The sequence below is a fragment of the Microbaculum marinum genome (assembly GCF_037855135.1).
Classification (GTDB): domain Bacteria; phylum Pseudomonadota; class Alphaproteobacteria; order Rhizobiales; family Tepidamorphaceae; genus Microbaculum; species Microbaculum marinum.
Genome location: NZ_JAZHOF010000015.1, coordinates 15,868 through 36,149 on the forward strand (window position 1 = coordinate 15,868; position 20,282 = coordinate 36,149).

The following is a 20,282-nucleotide window of genomic DNA, read 5'->3' on the forward strand; positions in this document are numbered from 1 at the left end:
GCAAATCCCGTCTCCGGCATGTCGAGGACGTTGCCTCTCAGGTACAAAACATGAACATTTATTGACCTCGTGCACGTTTCGCACGATATTGGAAGGTGGCGCCACCTTGGGCGCGCGTAACGAGTATCGAGCATGGCAAGCAGGACCTCCCGCGACTCCATACCGCTCTCCCCGATCGCAACCGAGATCTGGGACATGAAGTACCGGCTGCGCGGCGAGGGCGGCGCTCCCGTCGAGGACAGCGTCGACGATACCCTCGGCCGGGTTGCGCGTGCCGTCGCGGACGCCGAGGTCCCCGAGCGTCGCGATGCGTGGGCGCAGCGGTTTCACGAGACGCTGAAGTCGGGCGCGTTCCTGCCCGCAGGCCGCATCCTGGCGGGGGCCGGCACCGGCCGCCGGGTGACCCTGTTCAACTGCTTCGTCATGGGAGAGATCCCCGACGACCTCGACGGCATCTTCACGCAGCTTCGCGAGGCGGCGCTGACCATGCAGCAGGGCGGCGGGATCGGCCACGACTTCTCGACGCTGAGGCCGAAGGGCGCGGTGGTGAAGTCGATCGGCGCCGACGCGTCCGGGCCGGTCAGCTTCATGGAGGTCTGGGACGCCATGTGCCGGACGATCCAGTCGGCCGGCCACCGCCGCGGCGCCATGATGGGCACGCTGCGCTGCGACCATCCCGACATCGAATTGTTCATCGACGCCAAGGCGGACTCGGCGAAGCTGAGGATGTTCAACCTGTCGGTCCTCGTGACCGACGCCTTCATGCAGGCGGTTGCGGACGACGCCGACTGGGATCTCGTCTTCGACGGCAAGGTCTACCGGACGGTGCGGGCGCGCGATCTGTGGGACCGCATCATGCGCTCCACCTACGACTACGCGGAACCGGGGGTCATCTTCATCGACCGGGTGAATGCGGAGAACAACCTCGCCTATTGCGAGACGATCCAGGCGACCAATCCGTGCGGCGAGCAGCCGCTGCCGCCATACGGCGCCTGCCTGCTCGGCTCCGTCAACCTCGCCAGACTGGTTCATGATCCCTTCGAGCCGACGGCGCGCCTGGACGCCGACGAACTTGAGGAGACGGTGGCGACCGCGATCCGTTTCCTCGACAACGTCGTCGGCGTCTCGAATTTCCCGCTTCCCGCCCAGCGCGAGGAGGCCGAGGCCAAGCGCCGGCTGGGCCTCGGCGTCACCGGTCTTGCGGATGCTCTTGCCATGCTCGGGCTGGTCTACGGTTCCGACGAGGGCGCCGAGGCGGCCGGCGCCTGGATGCGGACGATCCAGAATGCCGCCTATCGCGCGAGCGCGCGGCTCGCCGCCGAGAAGGGCGCCTTCCCGCTGTTCGACAGGGACCGGTTCCTGGAAAGCCCGACGGTCGCCCGGCTCGACGAGGACGTTCGGGCGCTGATCGCGACGCACGGCCTGCGCAACTCGCACGTCACCTCGATCGCCCCGACCGGCACCATCTCGCTGTTCGCCGACAACGTCTCGTCGGGCATCGAGCCGATCTTCTCGCTGGCCTACCGGCGCGCCGTGCTGATGCCCGACGGCACGCGCCGCGAGGAAGAGGTCAGCGATCACGCCTACAGGCTCTACCGCGCCCGGTTCGGCGAGGAGGCCGGTGTCGCGGACGCCTTCGTCACGGCGCAGACGCTGACCCCGGCCGCGCACCTGAAGATGCAGGCGGCGCTGCAGCCGTGGGTCGATTCCTCGATCTCCAAGACCATCAACGTGCCGCGCGACACCACGTTCGAGGCCTTCAAGGACCTCTATGCGCAGGCCTATGCGATGGGCCTGAAGGGCTGCACCACCTACCGGCCGAACCCGGTGACCGGGTCGGTCCTCAGCGTGGTGGAAACGGCCGGCGGCCAGGCAAGCGCCGGTCAGGAGGCCGCCGGCGATTCGCAGACAAGCCTGCCGCTGCCGGCGCCGGAGATACCCGCCGAGGCCCGGACCGTTCCCCCCGACGGCGCCGCGGTCGTGCGGCTGACGGAGCCGCTGAAGCGGGACGCGATCCTGCCCGGCTTCACCTACAAGCTGCGCTGGCCGGACATGGAGCATTCCTTCTACATCACCATCAACGACATCCTCCGCGACGGGCGGCGCCGGCCGTTCGAGATCTTCATCAACTCGCGCAATGTCGAGCACTATGCCTGGACCGCGGCCCTGACGCTCTTGATCTCCGCCGTGTTTCGCCGCGGCGGCGACGTGTCCTTCGTGGTCGACGAACTGAAGGCGGTGTTCGATCCGCGCGGCGGCCAGTGGATGAACGGCCGCTACGTGCCGAGCCTTCTGGCCGCGATCGCCGACGTCATCGAGAAGCACATGGTCGATATCGGCTTTCTCGCCTCGAGCGGCGACAGCCGGCGCGACGTGCGGGAAGAGCCAAAGGCGAAGGCGATGATCGCCGGCATGCCGGAAGGGTCGGGGGCGACCTGCCCCCGCTGCGGCCATCCCAGCCTGCATCACCGCGAGGGCTGCCTCGCCTGCCTCGACTGCGGCTATTCCAAATGCGGGTGAGGCACCCGCGGCTCGTACAGGGGCGCGGGCAGGGCTGACCGACGAGGTGCCTGGGCCGTGCCGGAGCTTTTCAGATTCGCCTTTGGCCCGGGTCCGTTATCTCTCGGGGAATCTACCCGATGCCGGGCCTTCGGGTGATCAGCCCGCCGATTGACTCTCACGCTGAACAATGGAATCCATATTGGAACAAAACAGGAACAAAAGCTGTTGTCACCGGGCGGCGGAAGCATTTGCCCGGAACGGAGAGCCATTGTGCCCGACGCACCTGACACCCTGCCCGATCTCGACAGCCTGCGGCGGCGCATCGCGCGGCTGGAGGGTGACGGGGGTGGGTCGGCGGAGCCGGATCAAAGCCGGGTCGCGTCGCCTGTCCCGCTCGGCCATCCCGCGCTCGACGACACGCTCGGCGGCGGCCTGAGGCGGGGGGACCTGCACGAAATCCGCGCCAGCGAGGCGAACGGGGCGCTCGCCTTCGGCTTCGCCGCAGCGCTTGCCGCCCGTCTTTGCGCCTGGCCCGGCGGCGATCGGGTCGACGTTGACCGGCCACCTCTGGAGCGGACAGCGCAGGGCCCCACTGGCCGCCACCGGCCGGGTGGCCGCTGGACGCTGATCGTGACCACCTTCGACGGCGCCGGCGAATGGGGCCGGCCCTACGGTCCGGGCCTTGCCGCCTTCGGCCTCGACCCCGGCCGGCTGCTGATCGTGGAGACGCGGCGCCCCCGCGAGGCGCTGTGGGCGGCCGAGGAGGGCCTGTCGAGCCGGGCCCTCGCCGCCGTGCTGGCCGAGATCCGGGGCGACCCGGCAGTGGTCGACATGACCGCGACCCGGCGACTGACCCTACGCGCCGCCCGCAGCGGCGTGACCGCGATGCTGGTTCGGCCGGGCGCCGGCGCCGGCCTCAGCGCAGCCCGCACCCGCTGGCGCATCAGCCCGCCCGCGGACCTGGGCGTTTCCGAGTCCCTGGCCCTGCCGCAGCCGGCCTGGCAGGCCGATCTGGAACGCAACGCCGCCCGCCCCGGCGGCTGTTTCACCCTGATGTGGAAGCCCGATGAGCACGTCTTCACCCCCGCCCCTCCCCTCCTCACGTCCGGCATCGCGGACCCCGGCACCGGTCAGCCCGGATCGGCCTGGTCCGGATCCGATTGGCCTGGATCCGATCGGTCCGGCACGGCGGTTCCTCGCCGTCAGGCTGCCGCACCTGCCGGTCGAACGGCTGAGGGGGGCTCCGCCGACCGGCCGGCCGTCCTGCCGCTCCGGCGCGCCGGATGAGACGGGCGCTCCCGCGGTCCCGCACGCCACGGTCGAGACTGCGGGCAACGCCATGCGGCTCGCCGCCGTCGACCGGGTCGCCGCCGCGGCCGGGCTCGATCCGGGCCTGACGCTGGCCGACGCCCGCGCCCGCCGACCCGACCTCGAGACCTTTCCCGCCGATCCGGAGGCGGACCGCCGAACGCTGCTGGCGCTTGCCGAGTGGGCGGGGCGCTACACGCCGCTGGTGTCGCTCGACGGGCCGTGCGGCCTGGTCCTGGACATCGCCGGTTGCACCCACCTGTTCGGCGGCGAGACCGCGCTTCTCGCCGACCTCACCGGCCGGTTGCGGCGCCGAGGCCTGACCGGCGCCGCCGCGATCGCCGACACGGCAACCGCGGCCCGTGCGCTTGCCCGCACGACGCCGGGAACCGTCGTACCGCCCGGTGGCAACGCCGAGGCCGTCGCGGCCCTGCCCGTCGGGGCGCTCGAGGCGGACCCATCCACCGTCGCCACGCTCGACCGGCTCGGCCTGAAGCGCATCGGCCAGCTCGTCGGCCTGCCGCGCCAGACGCTGGCCGCCCGGTTCGGCCCCGACCTGTTGACCCGTCTCGACCGGGCCCTCGCCAGGGCCGACGAGCCGCTGTCGCCGCTGCGCGCGCCGCCGGCGTTTCTCGTGGAGCGGACCTTCGCCGAGCCGATCCGCCTGGTCGAGGACATCGAGCGGACGATCCGGACGCTGGCCGGACATCTCGCCGAACCGCTGACGCGCCACGGCCAGGGCGCGCGGCGACTGGCGCTGACCCTGTTCCGCCTCGACGGCAGGGCCTTGCGGATAGAGGCGGGGCTCAGCCGGCCGGCACGCGCGCCCGACGTGATGGCCTCGCTGCTGCGGGAGCGGCTGGTCACCTTCGACAGCGGCCTCGATACCGGCGAGGGGATCGAACTGGTACGGCTCGCCGCAGAGGTGGTCGAGGCCTTCGATGCCGAGCAGGTGGCCGCCGCCCGGATTGCGCCGGACCGGACGGAGGACGAGGAGGCGCTCGCCCGCCTCGCCGACCGGCTGGCCGCGCGCCTGGGACGCGACCACGTCGTCCGGCTGGTCAGTCGCGACAGTCACATTCCGGAGCGGGCCGCTGCCGCGGTGCCCGCCGTCGACGGCCTGTCGGGAACGCACTGGCCGCAGCCCCTGCCGCGCCCCGGCCGGGCACCCGAACGGCCGCTTCGGCTGCTGGCGGTGCCCGAGCCGATCGAGGCGATCGCCGAGGTGCCGGACGGGCCGCCGATCCGCTTTCGCTGGCGCCGGGTCCTGCGCCGCATCGCGCGCATGGAGGGCCCGGAGCGCATCGCGCCGGAATGGTGGGCGCAGGCTGGCGGCGGCCTGCAGGAGGCAAGCGAGGATGCGGCGACGCTGACCCGGGACTATTTCCGCGTCGAGGACGATGCCGGCCGCCGCTACTGGGTGTTCCGGGCAGGGCTCTTCGGCCGCGAAACGGCGCGTCCGCGCTGGTACCTGCACGGGCTGTTCGGATGAGTTGCGGAGCGGGGCGTCCGGGCTGGCGCGGTTCCGGCCCCGGGGCCCGGACGGTTCAGGCGCGCTTCTTCTGCTCCGCCTCGACGACACGCCGCAGCGCATCGTTGAGCCGCGTCTGCCAGCCGCGGCCGCCGGCCCGGAAATGCTCCACCACGTCCTGGTCGAGCCGCAGGGTCGTCTGCACCTTGGTCGGCGCCTTCTGCGGACCGCGGGTCCTGGGCCTGGGAAAATCGAGATCGGGGAAGACCTCGCGCGCCGGGCGCAGACCTGCCAGCTGCTCGTCCGTCAGTTCCGGACTGGCCACATCATCCCAATCCTTCCTGGAAATATGCGCCGGTTTCCTACGCTCGCTCATAACTGCGTCTTTCCCGTTCATTCGCCTTGCGCAGGCTGATGATCCTGATCGTCGTGCCGCGAAGGGTGAAGATCACGACGTGAACCCGCTCTCCGATCAAACCCAGAGCAATGAAGCGCTTCTCGCCGTACCTGTGCCTGCGGTCTTCGCCGAGGCGCGCCGATTCCCATTGGAAGTCAACGACATGCTCGAAGGCCACGCCATGCTTCACGACATTGGCAGCGGCCTTCCGCGGATCCCATTCGTATTCCATATCATATTGTGGTTACGATATGCACTGCGCGCAAGAGTTGAGACCGGAGTTGAGGGTATGGCGGCCGCGCGAGGGGCGCCGCGATGAGCCCCTTCGCCGAACTCGCCGCGATCACCAACTTCTCCTTCCTGCACGGTGCCTCGCATCCCGAGGAGTTGGTCGACCGGGCGATCGCGCTGGGCTACCCCGCACTGGGCATCACCGACCGGAATTCGGTGGCCGGAGTGGTGCGCGCCCACGTCGCCGCACGCGAACGCAGCTTCCGCATCGTCGTCGGCACCCGCCTCGTCTTCTGCGACGGCACGCCCGACATCCTGGCATGGCCTGTCGACCGCGCCGCCTACGGCCGGCTTTGCCGGCTGCTCACCACCGGCAACCGCCGCGCCGGCAAGGGCGATTGCCATCTCGCGCTCGCCGACCTGCTGGACTGGGGGGATGGGTTGCTGCTTGCCCTCGTAGCCGGCCCCTCCACCTATGACGGACCGGGACGACCCGATCCCACGATCTGGGCGAATGAAAATAAGCCGCCTTTAGAGTTGACGCTGCGGGTCCTCTCCCGGCGCTTTCCCGCCGCGGTGTATCTGGCCGCCCGCGCGGCCTACGACGGCGACGACCGCGCGGGGCTGGCACGCCTCGCCCGCCTTGCCGACCAGCACGACACCCCTCTGTTTGCCACCAACGAGCCGCTCTACCACTCACCCGAACGGCGCCCGCTGCAGGATGTCGTGACCTCCACGCGCAACCACTCGACTCTCCATAAAGCCGGCTCACTACTTCTCGCGAATGCCGAACGCCACCTCAAGCCTGCCGACGAAATGATGCGCCTGTTCCGCAATCACCCCGGCGCGATCGCCGTGACGGGCGAAATACTAAGCCGCATTTCATTTTCCCTCGACGAGCTGCGCTACCGGTATCCGGACGAGCCCACCGGCGACAGCGCCACGCCGCAGGACGAGCTGATCCGACTTGCATGGGAGGGCGCCGCGCGGCGCTATCGCGAGGGCATACCGGAGAAGGTGCGCCGACTGCTCGATCACGAGATCGGACTCATCGGGGAACTCGACTACGCCCCCTATTTCCTGACCGTCCACGACATCGTCCGCTTCGCCCGCTCGCGCGGCATCCTCGCCCAGGGGCGCGGCTCTGCCGCCAACTCGGCGGTCTGCTTCTGCCTCGGCATCACCGAGGTCGATCCCGCGCGCATGGATCTCCTGTTCGAGCGCTTCATCTCGGCCGAGCGCCGCGAACCGCCCGACATCGACGTCGACTTCGAGCACGAGCGCCGCGAGGAGGTGATCCAGTACATCTACAAAAAGTACGGCCGCGAGCGCGCCGGCCTCGCCGCCACCGTGATCTCCTACCGGGCCCGCTCGGCGATCCGCGAGGTCGGCAAGGCCTTCGGCCTGTCGGAGGATATCGCCGGCGGCCTCGCCGGCGCGATCTGGGGCTGGTCGGAGAAGTCGATCACGCAGGCCGAGGTGCGCCGCCGCGGGCTCGATCCGTCGGATCCCGCCTTGGGGCGAATGCTCGAGCTCACCCGCGAGGTCATCGGCTTCCCCCGCCATCTCTCCCAGCACGTCGGCGGCTTCGTCATCACCAGGGACCGGCTCGACGAGACGATCCCGATCCAGAACGCCGCCATGGAAGACCGCACCGTGGTGGAATGGGACAAGGACGATCTCGACGCGCTGGGCATCCTGAAGATCGACGTGCTGGGCCTCGGCATGCTGACCTGCGTGCGCAAGGCCTTCGACTTCCTGCGCGACCACTACGGCGTCGACCTGACGCTCGCGACGATCCCGGCGGAGGATCAGGCGGTCTATCGCATGCTGCAGCGCGCCGATTCGATCGGCGTCTTCCAGGTCGAGAGCCGCGCCCAGATGACCATGCTGCCGCGCCTCAAGCCGGACAACTTCTACGACCTCGTCATCGAGGTGGCGATCGTGCGCCCCGGGCCGATCCAGGGCGACATGGTCCACCCCTATCTCAGGCGCCGGCAGGGGCTGGAGAAGGTGGTCTATCCGGCACCGTCGCCCGAGCACGGCCCCCCCGACGAACTCGAGAAGGTTCTCGGCCGGACGCTCGGCGTCCCGCTGTTCCAGGAGCAGGCGATGAAGATCGCCATCGTCGCGGCCGGATTCACCCCGTCGGAAGCCGACCGGCTGCGCCGTGCCATGGCGACCTTCCGGCGGGTCGGCACCATCGGCACCTTCCAGCAGAAGATGATCGAGGGCATGACGCGGCGCGGCTACGAGCCCGAGTTCGCCGAACGCTGCTTCCGCCAGATCGAGGGCTTCGGCGAATACGGCTTTCCCGAAAGCCACGCGGCGAGCTTCGCCCTGCTGGTCTATGCCTCGGCCTGGCTGAAATGCCACTACCCCGACGTCTTCGCCGCGGCCCTGCTCAACAGCCAGCCGATGGGCTTCTACGCCCCCGCCCAGATCGTCCGCGACGCCATCGAGCACGGCGTGCTGGTCCGGCCCGTCGACGTCAACCTCTCGGACTGGGACAACGGCCTGGAGGAGGAGGAGGCGCCGGTATCAGGCCCAGCCGCCCCCGCTTCACGAGAGCCGCAAAAGAGGCCTGCGCACACGCCGGTTTGCGAAGGTTTGCGGGAAAATGCCAAGGCCCTTCGCCGCAACATGACGGATGCCGAGCGGCGTCTCTGGAACGCGCTGCGGGCCAATCGATTTCAGGAACATTCCTTCCGGCGGCAGGTCCCGATGGGTCCGTATATCGCGGACTTCGTCTGCCACGGCCAGCGCATCGTCGTCGAGGTGGATGGCGGCCAGCACGGCGAGGCCGGTCACGCCTCCGCCGATGCAAGACGCGACGCCTGGCTCACCTCACGCGGCTACCGGGTCCTGCGCTTCTGGAACAACGAGGTGATGGAGAACCTCGACGCGGTGCTGGAGCGCCTGGCGGAGGCTCTGCACGCACCCCCCTCTCCATCTCTCCCCCGCAAGGGGGGAGAGGGTTCTTTGCAGCAACCGCCGGACGCAGCTGGCGATCTCGAGTTCACTGCTCGGCTAGAAGGAGATTCAAGGTCCTCGCATGGCGCCTTGCGCCCCTCTCCCCCCTTGCGGGGGAGAGATGGAGAGGGGGGTCGCGGAGCCCCGATGGAACAGCCGGGCTCCGCAGACAAAAGCCAACCGTGGAATGCCGCCGAAATACGCGATCCAAAACACGTCCGGGATCGAGAACCGCGTCCCGCCGCGCGTCGCCTCCACGCCCTCCATGCCGACATGCGCGACGACATCCGCTCGACCCGCGCGATCCGCCTCGGCCTCCGGCAGATCAAGGGCATCGGCGAGGAGGATGCACGGCTGATCGTGGCGAAGCGCGGGGCGGGCTACGATTCGGTCCGGGATCTGTGGCTCAGGACCGGCCTGCCGGCGGCGACCGTCGAACGGCTCGCCGACGCCGATGCGTTCCGCTCGATCGGGCTCGACCGCCGCGCCGCCTTGTGGGCGGCCAAGGGTCTCGACAAGGGATCGGCGGACAGCCGGTCCCGAGGCCGGCAGAACGGCCGTCTGCCGCTGTTCGAGGCCGCCGACCATGCGGATCTGCGCCGAGAGCCGGACGTCGACCTGCCGCCGATGCCGCTCGGCGAGCAGGTGGTCAACGACTACCGATTCCTGAAGCTCTCCCTGAAGGCGCATCCGCTGAGCTTCCTGCGCGAGGCGCTGGAGAGGCGCGGCATGGTGCGCCACGCGGCGCTGCGGACCATGCGTCCCGGCCGCAGGATCACCGTCGCGGGCCTGGTGCTGGTGCGGCAGCGGCCCGGATCGGCCAGCGGCGTCATCTTCATGACGCTCGAGGACGAGACCTCGGTCGCCAACATCATCGTCTGGCCGAAGGTGTTCGAACGCTACCGGGCCGAGGTGATCGGCGCCCGGCTGATCGGCGTCACCGGCCGTCTGCAGAACGAGCAGAACGTCGTCCATATCGTCGCCGAGAAGATCGAGGACCTCACGCCGATGCTCGCCACCCTCTCCGACGACGCCGGCGATCTTGAGGCCCTCGCCCGCTGCGACGAGGTGCGTCGGCCGGTCCCCGACAGCAAGGAAAAGGTGGCCCGGCGCTCGCGGCTGGGACGGCTTCTCGCCGAGACGCCCGAACTCGCCAGGGACATCGCAACGGACGACATCAGGACGTTGGCGAAGGCGATGCCGAAGGGCCGCAACTTCCATTGACGGCACAAATCCGCGCGCCGATGCCGGCGCCGGGCTGCGGGGCCGGCGCGCCTGGGCTACGCTGAGGGAACATCGCCAGGATACCGACCGACATGCGGCTTGCCACCTTCAACATCGAGAGCCTCGGCGGAGACCGCCGGACCGGCGCGCCGATCGAGGACCGCATCGCCGTGCTGCGGCCGCAGCTCGAACGGCTGCGCGCCGAGGTCCTGTGCCTGCAGGAAATCAATACCCGCAAGGCCGGCGGCACTCGCCAGCCGGCCGACCTGAAACGACTTCTGGCCGGCACGCCCTATGCGGAGCACGCGCTGGAGATCGCCGCGCGGCCGGGCGGAGACACCCCCGCCGACGTCCACAATCCGGCCATCCTGACGCGCCTGCCGGTCGTCGAGCGCGAAGACATCCACCAGCGCCTCGTCGCCCCGCCGTCCTGGCAGAACACCACCGCCATCCCGCCCGGGGAGGCGCCGCAGCCCATGACCTGGGACCGGCCGATCCAGCGGCTGGCGCTCGCCCTTCCCGACGGCCGGCACCTGCATGTCTTCAACGTCCACCTCCGCGCACCGCTCGCCGCGCCGATCGCAGGCCAGAAGGACGCGCCCTTCGTTTGGAAATCGGTCGCCGGCTGGGCGGAAGGTTACTTCGTCTCGGCGATGAAGCGGAGCGGACAGGCGCTGGAACTCAGGCTCGCCGCGGAGCGCGTCTTCGACGCCGATCCCGACGCGCTGATCGCCGTGTGCGGCGACTTCAACGCGGAGGACCACGACACCGCCCTCAGGCTCGCCTGTGCCGGCGAGGACGATACGGGGTCGGGACGGCTCGCAGGGCGGGTGCTGACGCCGGTCGAGCGATCGCTGCCGGCCGACCGCCGCTACACGGTCGTCCATCATGGCCGCCCGCAGATGCCGGACCACATCCTGGCAAGCCGGGCGCTGTTCGGCCGGCTGGCGTCGGTCGAGATCCACAACGAGATGCTGGAAGACGAACTGGTCGCCTTCGGCCGCATCGACCGCCCTCCGGAATCGCTGCACGCGCCGATGGTGGCGGAATTCGCGATCTGACTCCTGCAAGGCAACCGTCCGGATCGGACCGACGCCCGATCCGGCAGTCCCGGCAGACAGTCCTCAGGCGGCCGCAGCCTCCGCTTCGCTGAGCGCCCGCCACACCTTCTCCGGCGTGACCGGCATGTCGATATGGGTGATGCCGGCGGCCCGGTACAGCGCATCGACGACCGCGTTGACGACGGCCGGGCAGGCGCCGATCGCCCCCGCCTCTCCGGCGCCCTTCATGCCGAGCAGATTGGTCGTGCAGGGAACGTTGCGCGTCTCGAAATGGATCGAGGGCACGTTGTCGGCACGCGGCAGCGTATAGTCCTGCAGGCTCGCCGCCAGAAGCTGGCCGTCCGCGTCGTAGGCGGTGTGCTCGAGCAGCGCCTGGCCGATGCCCTGGGCGATGCCGCCGTGCACCTGGCCCTCCAGCAGCATCGGATTGAGCAGTACGCCGAAGTCGTCGACGACGGTGTATCTGACAATGTCGATATGTCCGGTGCCGGGATCGATCTCGACCTCGACGACATGCGAGCCGTTCGGATAGGTCGCCTCAGGCGGTGTCCAGGAGTCGGTCTCGACAAGCTCCTCGCCGGCTTCCGACGCCTTCTCGGCAATCTCGGCGAAACTGACGGACCTGTCGGTACCGGCAATGGTCACGACGCCGTCGCCGAATTCCAGGTCGGAGGTCGCCGTCTCGAGCATGTCGGCGGCCTTCGCCTTGATGCGTTCGCCGAGCTTGACGGAGGATTCCGACACCGCCGCACCGCCCACCGGAAGCGAACGCGAGCCGCCGGTGAAGCTGCCGTGCTCGTAGGCGTCCGAATCGCCCTGCAGGACGGTGATGCGCTCGGGATCGATGCCGAGCCGCTCGGAAACCACCTGGGCGTAGGCTGTCAGATGGCCCTGTCCGGTCGACTGGGTGCCGACATTGACGAAGATCGTGCCGTCGTCCTTGAGGGCGACCCGGGCCGTCTCCGGCGCACCGCCGGCGCACGCCTCGATATAGGTGGCCAGCCCGATGCCGCGCAGCTTGCCGGCCTTGCGGCTGTCGCGCAGCCGGGCGTTGAAGCCCTTCCAGTCGGAGACGTCCATTGCCTGGCGCATGTGACCGTCGAACTCGCCGGAATCGTACGTCTTGTCGGTCGGCGTCTTCCACGGCATGCTCGACGGCGGAATAAAGTTCTTCCGCCGCAGCGCATCCGGCTTCATGCCCAGTTCGCGCGCCGCCTTGTCGACCAGCCGTTCGATCAGATAGGCGGCCTCCGGCCGGCCGGCGCCGCGATAGGCGTCGACGGGGACGGTGTTGGTGTAGATCCCGCGCACCCGGCCGTGGACATTCCTGAACCGGTAGATGCCGGGCAGCATGCCGGCGCCGCCATGGGCGACGAACGGTCCGAACTGCGCAAGGTAGCCGCCCATGTTGGCGAGCGTATCGACCCTCAGCCCCAGGAACCGGCCCTTGGCATCGAGCGCCAGTTCGGCGCGGCTGACGTTGTCGCGGCCATGGGCATCGGCAAGGAAATGCTCGCTGCGGTCGCTGACCCAGGTCACCGGCCGGCCGACCTTCTCGGCGGCCACCAGCACCAGGGGATATTCCCGGTAGATGAACAGCTTGGTGCCGAAGCCGCCGCCGGTGTCCGGCGTGATGATGTGGAACCGCTCCTTCGGCAATCCGAAGATCATGCCGGCGAGGACGTTCTGGATCAGGCCCGTCCCCTGCGATCCGCAGGTCAGGGTGTAGCGGCCGGTCTGCGGATCGAAGGCGCCGATGGCGCCGCGCGGTTCCATGTAGTTGGAGACGAGGCGGTTGTTGACGAGTTCGAGCGTCACCACCCGGTCGGCCTCGGCGAAGGCGGCATCCGCCTTGTCCTTGTCGCCGACATGGGCGTCGAAGGCGATGTTGCCCGGCCGGTCCGGCCAGACCTGGGGCGCGTCGGAAGCGATCGCCGCCTGCATGTCGGCAACCGCCGGCAGGGCGTCCCACTCGACTTCGAGGGCTTCCGCCGCATTGCGGGCCTCCACGAACGAGCCGGCGACGATCATCGCGACAGCGTCGCCGACATAGCGGACCACGTCCTCGGCAAGGATCGGATAGCGCGGGACCTGCAGCGGCGTGCCGTCCGTGTTCGGCGCCTGGCCAACGCAGGGCATCGCGTTGACGTGGCTGACGTCGTCGGCCGTCAGCACCGACAAGACGCCGTCCATGCCGCGCACCTCGTCGAGATTGCCGAACGAGAAGCGCGCGTGCGGAAGCGGACTACGGACCACGTAGGCGTAGGCGGTATCCTCGGGTATCCGGTCGGACAGGTAACTGCCCTTGCCGGTGATGAACGCGGAATCTTCCTTGCGCCGAATCGACGCGCCAATGCCGAATTTCATGGAACCATCCGTGCGTGCGGGGGACAGACTGCTTCAAAGCTAGTGCCCCGAGCCGTTCGCGGCAACTGCTGCGCAACATTGAAGTTTTGCATTGCGGCAAAAGCGGGCCGGGGGAAATCGGCCGGAACGGCCCGCTTCACGCTTGCCGCCGATGACGCGGTCGGCGACCAGCCGGCGGCTAGACGAACCGGAACACCAGCAGGGCCCAGACGATCGCGATAGCCAGCGGCGCCCACAGCGGCGTCCCCATCAGGCCGAGCCAGGCCAGGAAGATGAACGCCGAGCCGAGCAGCGAGATGAACAGCCGGTCGCCGCGGGTGGTGTCGAGACCGAGAATGCCGTGCCGCGGCGCCCCGCCCGGCGATTTCAGCTCCCACACCGTCATTGCCGCGAGGCACAGCACGATGAAGCAGAAGAACGCCGCCGTCGGGCCGGTCCACGCCATCCACGAAAGTCCCATGGTCGATCTCCTTGCGGACCCGTCGGGTCAGACCCGCCCGAGGGCGAAGCCCTTGGCGATGTAGTTGCGCACGAAATAGATGACGAAGGCGCCCGGAATGATCGTCAGTGTCCCCGCCGCCGCCAGCAGGCCGAGCTCGTAGCCCGAGGTCGAGGCAGTTCGCGTCATGGTCGCCGCTATCGGCTTGGCATCCACCGCCGTCAGCGTCTTGGCGAGCAGTAGCTCCACCCACGAGAACATGAAGCAGAAGAAGGCGGCGACGCCGATGCCGGCGGCAATCGTCGGTATGAAGATCTTCACGAAGAACCGTCCGAAGGAGTAGCCGTCCACGTAGGCCGTCTCGTCCAGTTCCTTGGGCACGCCGGACATGAAGCCCTCGAGGATCCAAACCGCCAGCGGGATGTTGAACAGCGTATGGGCGAGCGCGACGGCGAGATAGGTGTCGAACAGGCCGACGGCCGAATAGAGCTGGAAGAAGGGCAGGGCGAACACGGCGGCCGGCGCCATCCGGTTGGTCAAGAGCCAGAAGAACAGGTGTTTGTCGCCGACGAACCGGTAGCGCGAGAACGCGTAGGCCGCCGGCAGCGCCGCGCAGACCGACAGCACCGTGTTCATGGTCACGTAGATCAGCGAGTTCACGTAGCCCATGTACCAGGTCGGATCGGTCAGGATCTTCTCGTAGTTCTCCAGCGTGAAGTCGACCGGGAACAGCGTGAACGAGCCGAGGATCTCGTTGGTCGTCTTGAACGACATGTTCACGAGCCAGTAGATCGGCAGCATCAGGAACAGGATGTAGATCGCCGGGACGAGGAAGCGCGCGCGTCTCATGGCAGGGCTCCGACCGATGAAGCGGACGGGACGGGCGCCGGCGAAAGTCGACGCGGTTCGAATACCGGACGCGCCAGACCGAACTTCGAGGGCCCAAGGCCCGAAGGGGCGCGGCACGAGTCATGCGCGGGGTGCACCGACGTGATCATTGCTGCGCCTCGTTTCGCATCATCAGCGTGTAGAACACCCAGCTCATCAGCAGGATGATCAGGAAGTAGATCAGCGACATCGCCGCCGCCGGGCCGAGGTCGAACTGGCCGAGCGCGATCTTGACGAGGTCGATCGACAGCAGTGTCGTCGCGTTGCCGGGCCCGCCGCCGGTCAGCACGAACGGTTCGGTGTAGATGTTGAAGGAATCCATGAAGCGCAGCAGGATCGCGATCGTCAGGACGCGCTTCAGCTTCGGCAGCTGGATGTAGCGGAAGATCGCCCAGGACGAGGCACCGTCGATCTTGGCGGCCTGGTAGTAGGCTTCAGGGATCGACACCAGGCCCGCATAGGTCAGCAGCACCACCAGCGAGGTCCAGTGCCACACGTCCATCAGGATCAGCGTGAACCACGCCGACAGCGGCTGGCGGGTGTAGTTGTAGTCGAAGCCGAGACCGTTCAGGACTCGGCCGAGCAGGCCGATGTCCGGCAGCGCGAAGATGTTCCAGATCGCGCCCACCACGTTCCACGGGATCAGCAGCGGCAGCGCCATCAGCACCAGGCAGACGGACACCCATGGACCCTTGCGCGGCATCGCGAGCGCGATGGCGACCCCGAGCGGCACCTCGATCACGAGGATCAGGAAGGTGAACAGCATCTGCCGGCCGAGCGCCTTGTGGAAGCGCTCCGACCTCAGCACGTCCTCGAACCAGGTGACCCCGGACCAGAAGAAGGTGTTGTCGCCGAAGGTCTCCTGCACCGAGTAGTTGACGACCGTCATCAGCGGGATCAGGGCGTTGAACGCCACCAGCGCCACCACCGGCAGCACGAACAGCCAAGCCTTCTGGTTTTCGGTCCTGTTCATGGCGACCGTCCCAGAAAACTCCCCTCCCCCCTGTGGGGAGGGGTCGGGGGTGGGGGGGCGAGGAGGCCGGCCTCGATGGCCGACCTCTTTGCATTCAAGCGGCAGTCTGGCGCACGGCCGGCCCATCGAGGTCCGCCCGAGCGACCCCCCGCCCTAAGCCTCCCCCACAAGGGGGGAGGGAAAAACTGCGGCGACTCGGAGCGAAGTCCGGCTTCGAAGATGCCTGAAAGGGGGGGCGTATTCGGCGATCGGATGGCGACCTGCGTTGTCATGAAATCCTCCCTCACTCCACGATCCAGCCGTCGGCGTAGACCTGCGTGTGCGCCGGGTCGAACTGCAGGAAAGCGTGGCCCGCCGGGATCTCGCCCGCCTCGCCGACAACCACCTTGATCGACGTTTCGCCGTGCGCGGTGTCGACGATCCGGTAGCGGCCGGCGTCGCTGACCCGCGACACCCGCACCGGCACGCCGTCCTCGGCGAAGGCGACGAACTCCGGCCGCACGCCGATCTCCAGCCGGGCGGCGCCGCCGCCGAACCTGCCGGCATTGTTGGTCTCGACCGAAATGCCGTCAAAGACCGCCTTGCCGTCGCGGATCTCGCAGGGCAGCACGTTCATCCCCGGCGAACCGATGAAGTGTCCGACGAATGTGTGCCGGGGCCGCTCGAACAGGTCGACTGGCTCGCCGATCTGCACGACCTCGCCCTCGTTCATCACCACCACCTGGTCGGCGAACGTCAGCGCCTCGGTCTGGTCATGGGTCACGTAGATCATGGTGATGCCGACGCGCTGGTGCAGCTCCTTCAGCTTGGAGCGGAGCTGCCACTTCAGGTGCGGGTCGATGACGGTCAGCGGTTCGTCGAACATGATGACGTTGACGTCCGGGCGCACCAGCCCGCGGCCAAGCGAGATCTTCTGCTTGCCGTCGGCGGTCAGGCCGGAGGCGCGCCTGTCCAGCGTCGCGGTCAGGTCGAGCATGCCGGCGATCTCGCGCACCCGCGCATCGACGTCCGCCTCGGCCGCGCCGCGATTGCGCAACGGGAACGCCAGGTTGTCGTAGACGCTCATCGTGTCGTAGACGACCGGGAACTGGAACACCTGGGCGATGTGGCGCTGATCGGGCGGCAGGCCGGTGACTTCCCTGCCGTCGAACAGCACCTGCCCCTGGCTCGGCCGCAGCAGGCCGGAGATGATGTTGAGCAGCGTGGTCTTGCCGCAGCCGGACGGGCCGAGCAGCGCGTAGGCGCCGCCGTCCCGCCAGTCGACGTTGAGGGTCTTCAGCGCCCAGTCGGCCTCGGCGCGCGGATCCGCGAGATAGCTGTGCCGGAGGTTCCTGAGGGTGATCTCTGCCATGGCGCACTCAGCTCCGGCCGCCGGCCTGGGAGGCGATCAGCTTGCCTTCGGCGTCAAAATACATCGCCATTGACACGTCCACGTAGAGGCGCGCCGTCGCGCCGACCTCGAAGGGATGGATTCCGTGGGACACCGATACCCAGGTGGTGTCCGCCACGGTGAAGTGGATGACGCTTTCCGAGCCGCTGAGCTCGGTCACCAGCACCCGTCCCTCGATCGGCACCGGATGGCCCCCGCGCTCGAAGGGCGTGATGTGGTGCGGGCGGATCGCGAACGTGTGGCTGCCGTCGCCGAGAGCGGCGGCGGCGCCGGACGCGCTCCAGGTTGCCGCACCCGCCGAGGCGTCCTCGAGAGTGAAGGTGTCGCCCGCCTTGCGCACGGTGGCGACGTTGATCGGCGGATCGGAGAAGACCTGCGCGGTGATCAGGTCCTCCGGGTGCCGATAGAGGTCGCCGGTCGGCCCGAACTGGGTGACGCGGCCCTCCGACATCGTCGCGGTGTTGCCGCCGAACAGCAGCGCCTCGGTCGGCTCGGTCGTGGCATAGACGACGATCACCTCGCGGCCGGCGAACAGGCGCGGCAGTTCCTCGCGCATTTCCTCGCGCAGCTTGAAGTCGAGATTTGCCAGCGGCTCGTCGAGCAGCACCAGATCGGCGTCCTTGACCAGCGCTCGCGCCAGCGCCGTGCGCTGCTGCTGGCCGCCGGACAGTTCGCCGGGACGGCGGTCCAGCATCGGCGTCAGCTTCAGCAGCCCGGCCATCTCCCGGACGCGCCGGTCGATGTCGCCGGCCCGTACCCGCGCCACCCTGAGCGGCGAGGCGATGTTCTCGTAGACGGTCAGGTTCGGGTAGTTGATGAACTGCTGGTAGACCATCGCCACGTTGCGCTTCTGCACGGGCATGCCGGTCGTGTCGACGCCGTTGAACCAGACCTGGCCGGCCGTGGGCCGGTCGAGACCCGCCATCAGCTGCATCAGGGTGGTCTTTCCCGCCAGCGTCGTCCCGAGCAGGATGTTGAACGTGCCCGGTTCGAGCGTCAGCGACGTTGGATGGATGTGGACGTCGGCGCCGACGCGTTTGGTGACGTTCCTGAGTTCGAGTGTCATCGCCGTCGCGTCAGCATCGCGTTGGACGGACTTCGGTCCGCAACCGGAGAAGGAGCGGGGCGCACCGTCGATGCGCCCCGCGGGACCGGCAGTTTCATGGCGCCGGGAGGAGTGCCGTACCGGTCACTGGGCGGCCCAGCGCGCGGTCAGCTCTTCGTACGAGATCGTCTCGCCCTGCGGCTTCTCGTTGTCGAGCTTGGCGGCCGGGCCGTCCGGCTTGCCGAGCCATTCGGAGGGGTCCTTCGGCTCGTTCAGCCGCGGACCACAGCCGCCATAGGTGTCGTTGGCCTCGTCGGCCGCCTGCATGCGGGCCATGATCTGGTCCATCTCGCCGGCAAGCCGGTCCATCGCCTCCTGCGGCGTGAAGGCGCCGGAGTTGACGTCTCCGATCTGCTGCCACCACAGCTGCGCCAGCTTCGGATAGTCCGGCACGTTGATGCCGGTAGGCGTCCAGGCCACCCGGTCCGGCGAGCGGTAGAACTCGACCAGGCCGCCGAGCTTCGGCGCGCGCTCGGTGAAGGACTCGCCGTTGATGGTGGAGTCGCGGATGATGGTCAGCCCCACATGGCTCTTCTTGGTGTCGACGGTCTTCGAGACGACGAACTGGGCATAGAGCCAGGCCGCCTTGCGGCGATCGACAGGGGTCGACTTGAACAGGGTCCAGGAGCCGGTGTCCTGGTAGCCGAGCTTCATCCCCTCCTTCCAGTACGGCCCGTGCGGCGAGGGCGCCATCCGCCACAGCGGCGTGCCGTCGTCGTCGACCGTGTTGTTGCCCTCGCTCTTCGGGGCGACCATGTTCGCGGTGAAGGCGGTGTACCAGAAGATCTGCTGGGCGACGTTGCCCTGGCTCAGTGCCGGCAGCGACTGGTAGAAGTCGTAGTCGGCCGCGCCCGGAGGCGCGTACTTGCGCAGCCACTCGTCCCACTTGGCGATCGCGTAGACCGAGGCCGGCGCGTTGGTGCCGCCGCCGCGCGACACCGAGGCGCCGGAGGGATTGCACGAGCCCTCTTCCATGCGGATGCCCCACTCGTCGATCGGCCGGCCGTTCGGCAGGCCCGGCGAGGTCGATCCGGCCATCGACAGCCAGGCATCGGTCATGCGCCAGCCGAGATCCGGCGCGCGCTTGCCGTAGTCCATGTGGCCGTAGATGCGGACGCCGTCGATCTCCTTGATGTCGTTGGTGAAGAACTCGGCGATGTCCTCGTAGGCCGACCAGTTGACCGGCACGCCGAGGTCGTAGCCGTACTTGGCCTTGAACTTCTCCCTGATCTCCGGCCGGTCGAACCAGTCCTTGCGGTACCAGTACAGGTTGGCGAACTGCTGGTCGGGGAGCTGCCAGATCTTGCCGTCCGGCCCGGTGGTGAAGGAGATCCCGATGAAGTCCTCGATATCGAGCATCGGGTTGGTGACGTCCTTGGCCTCGCCTTCCATCCAGTCGGTCAGGTTCACCGCGCTCTGCAGCCGCGAATGCGTGCCGATGAGGTCGGAATCGTTGATATAGGCATCGTAGAGATTGCGATTCGTCTGCATCTGCGTCTGAACCGCCTGCACCACCTCGCCTTCGCCGAGCAGCTGGTGATTGACCTTGATGCCGGTGATTTCCTCGAAGGCCTTGGTCAGGGTCTCCGACTCGTAGGTGTGCGTCGGGATGGTCTCCGACAGGACGTTGATCTCCATCCCGCGGAACGGTTCGGCTGCGTTCACGAACCATTCCATCTCCTTCATCTGCTCCTCTTTCGAGAGCACCGAAGGTTGAAATTCGTTGTCGATCCACTTCTCGGCTTCCTCCATTCCGGCGAAGGCCGGTCCGGACAGTGCCAGAAGCGCGGCGGCCGCTGCTGCAGCCATCATTTCGCGTTTCATCGGCTTCCTCCCTATGGAATGCCGAAAAACTATCAAACGAAAGAAAGCGAACGTCAATACGAAACTTTTCATTGTGTTGCGGCCAGGTTTGCCGAAAAATAGCGCAAATCTGCCGGCTATTTCGCACTT

At 68.2% G+C, this 20,282-nt stretch carries 14 protein-coding genes and 1 pseudogene; 6 read left to right on the forward strand and 9 right to left on the reverse strand.

The genetic code is table 11. The features are described 5' to 3' along the window. Nucleotides 1-132: 132 nt before the first annotated feature. The 3 genes from V3328_RS25760 to V3328_RS25770 all read left to right on the forward strand — a co-directional run bounded on the left by V3328_RS25760 (nucleotide 133) and on the right by V3328_RS25770 (nucleotide 5,302). Nucleotides 133-2,520 carry an adenosylcobalamin-dependent ribonucleoside-diphosphate reductase gene (locus tag V3328_RS25760; protein WP_340332609.1) on the forward strand — a complete coding sequence of 796 codons (2,388 nt, stop codon included), beginning with the start codon at nucleotides 133-135 and terminating at the stop codon, nucleotides 2,518-2,520. A 252-nt stretch (nucleotides 2,521-2,772) separates the two neighbouring features. Then, nucleotides 2,773-3,789 carry an ImuA family protein gene (locus V3328_RS25765; protein WP_340332610.1) on the forward strand — a complete coding sequence of 339 codons (1,017 nt, stop codon included), beginning with the start codon at nucleotides 2,773-2,775 and terminating at the stop codon, nucleotides 3,787-3,789. Between the two features lie 52 nt (nucleotides 3,790-3,841). Next, a complete protein-coding gene (locus tag V3328_RS25770) occupies nucleotides 3,842-5,302 on the forward strand; it encodes a Y-family DNA polymerase (protein ID WP_340332611.1) in 1,461 nt (486 codons plus the stop codon). A 55-nt stretch (nucleotides 5,303-5,357) separates the two neighbouring features. Here V3328_RS25770 and V3328_RS25775 read toward each other — a convergent pair whose 3' ends face one another. Beyond that, a complete protein-coding gene (locus V3328_RS25775) occupies nucleotides 5,358-5,606 on the reverse strand; it encodes a BrnA antitoxin family protein (RefSeq protein WP_378758844.1) in 249 nt (82 codons plus the stop codon). A 37-nt stretch (nucleotides 5,607-5,643) separates the two neighbouring features. Next, nucleotides 5,644-5,910 (reverse strand): BrnT family toxin, encoded by a 267-nt coding sequence (locus V3328_RS25780; RefSeq protein WP_340332613.1) that lies wholly within the window; start codon nucleotides 5,908-5,910, stop codon nucleotides 5,644-5,646. A gap of 83 nt (nucleotides 5,911-5,993) precedes the next feature. Here V3328_RS25780 and V3328_RS25785 point away from each other — a divergent pair. The 3 genes and pseudogenes from V3328_RS25785 to V3328_RS25790 all read left to right on the forward strand — a co-directional run. Then, nucleotides 5,994-8,501: pseudogene (locus V3328_RS25785) on the forward strand (error-prone DNA polymerase); the annotation flags it as partial. An 18-nt stretch (nucleotides 8,502-8,519) separates the two neighbouring features. Then, complete coding sequence (locus V3328_RS26620; protein ID WP_479691314.1) at nucleotides 8,520-10,106, forward strand: endonuclease domain-containing protein; 1,587 nt, start codon at nucleotides 8,520-8,522, stop codon at nucleotides 10,104-10,106. A gap of 92 nt (nucleotides 10,107-10,198) precedes the next feature. Continuing rightward, complete coding sequence (locus V3328_RS25790) at nucleotides 10,199-11,167, forward strand: endonuclease/exonuclease/phosphatase family protein (protein WP_340332615.1); 969 nt, start codon at nucleotides 10,199-10,201, stop codon at nucleotides 11,165-11,167. A gap of 63 nt (nucleotides 11,168-11,230) precedes the next feature. Here V3328_RS25790 and V3328_RS25795 read toward each other — a convergent pair whose 3' ends face one another. The 7 genes from V3328_RS25795 to V3328_RS25825 all read right to left on the reverse strand — a co-directional run bounded on the left by V3328_RS25795 (nucleotide 11,231) and on the right by V3328_RS25825 (nucleotide 20,153). Next, complete coding sequence (locus tag V3328_RS25795) at nucleotides 11,231-13,534, reverse strand: xanthine dehydrogenase family protein molybdopterin-binding subunit (RefSeq protein WP_340332616.1); 2,304 nt, start codon at nucleotides 13,532-13,534, stop codon at nucleotides 11,231-11,233. A 178-nt stretch (nucleotides 13,535-13,712) separates the two neighbouring features. Beyond that, the gene (locus V3328_RS25800; RefSeq protein WP_340332617.1) at nucleotides 13,713-13,994 is read right to left on the reverse strand and encodes a DUF2160 domain-containing protein; all 282 of its coding nucleotides are present in this window, start codon (nucleotides 13,992-13,994) and stop codon (nucleotides 13,713-13,715) included. Between the two features lie 27 nt (nucleotides 13,995-14,021). After that, a complete protein-coding gene (locus V3328_RS25805; protein ID WP_340332618.1) occupies nucleotides 14,022-14,822 on the reverse strand; it encodes a carbohydrate ABC transporter permease in 801 nt (266 codons plus the stop codon). A gap of 145 nt (nucleotides 14,823-14,967) precedes the next feature. Then, complete coding sequence (locus V3328_RS25810; RefSeq protein ID WP_340332619.1) at nucleotides 14,968-15,834, reverse strand: carbohydrate ABC transporter permease; 867 nt, start codon at nucleotides 15,832-15,834, stop codon at nucleotides 14,968-14,970. 283 nt (nucleotides 15,835-16,117) lie between these two features. After that, the gene (locus V3328_RS25815; RefSeq protein WP_340332620.1) at nucleotides 16,118-17,185 is read right to left on the reverse strand and encodes an ABC transporter ATP-binding protein; all 1,068 of its coding nucleotides are present in this window, start codon (nucleotides 17,183-17,185) and stop codon (nucleotides 16,118-16,120) included. Between the two features lie 7 nt (nucleotides 17,186-17,192). Further along, nucleotides 17,193-18,290, reverse strand: coding sequence for an ABC transporter ATP-binding protein (locus V3328_RS25820; protein ID WP_340332621.1), 1,098 nt, complete (start codon nucleotides 18,288-18,290; stop codon nucleotides 17,193-17,195). Nucleotides 18,291-18,413: 123 nt separating this feature from the next. Further along, complete coding sequence (locus tag V3328_RS25825) at nucleotides 18,414-20,153, reverse strand: ABC transporter substrate-binding protein (protein WP_340332622.1); 1,740 nt, start codon at nucleotides 20,151-20,153, stop codon at nucleotides 18,414-18,416. Nucleotides 20,154-20,282 lie beyond the last annotated feature (129 nt).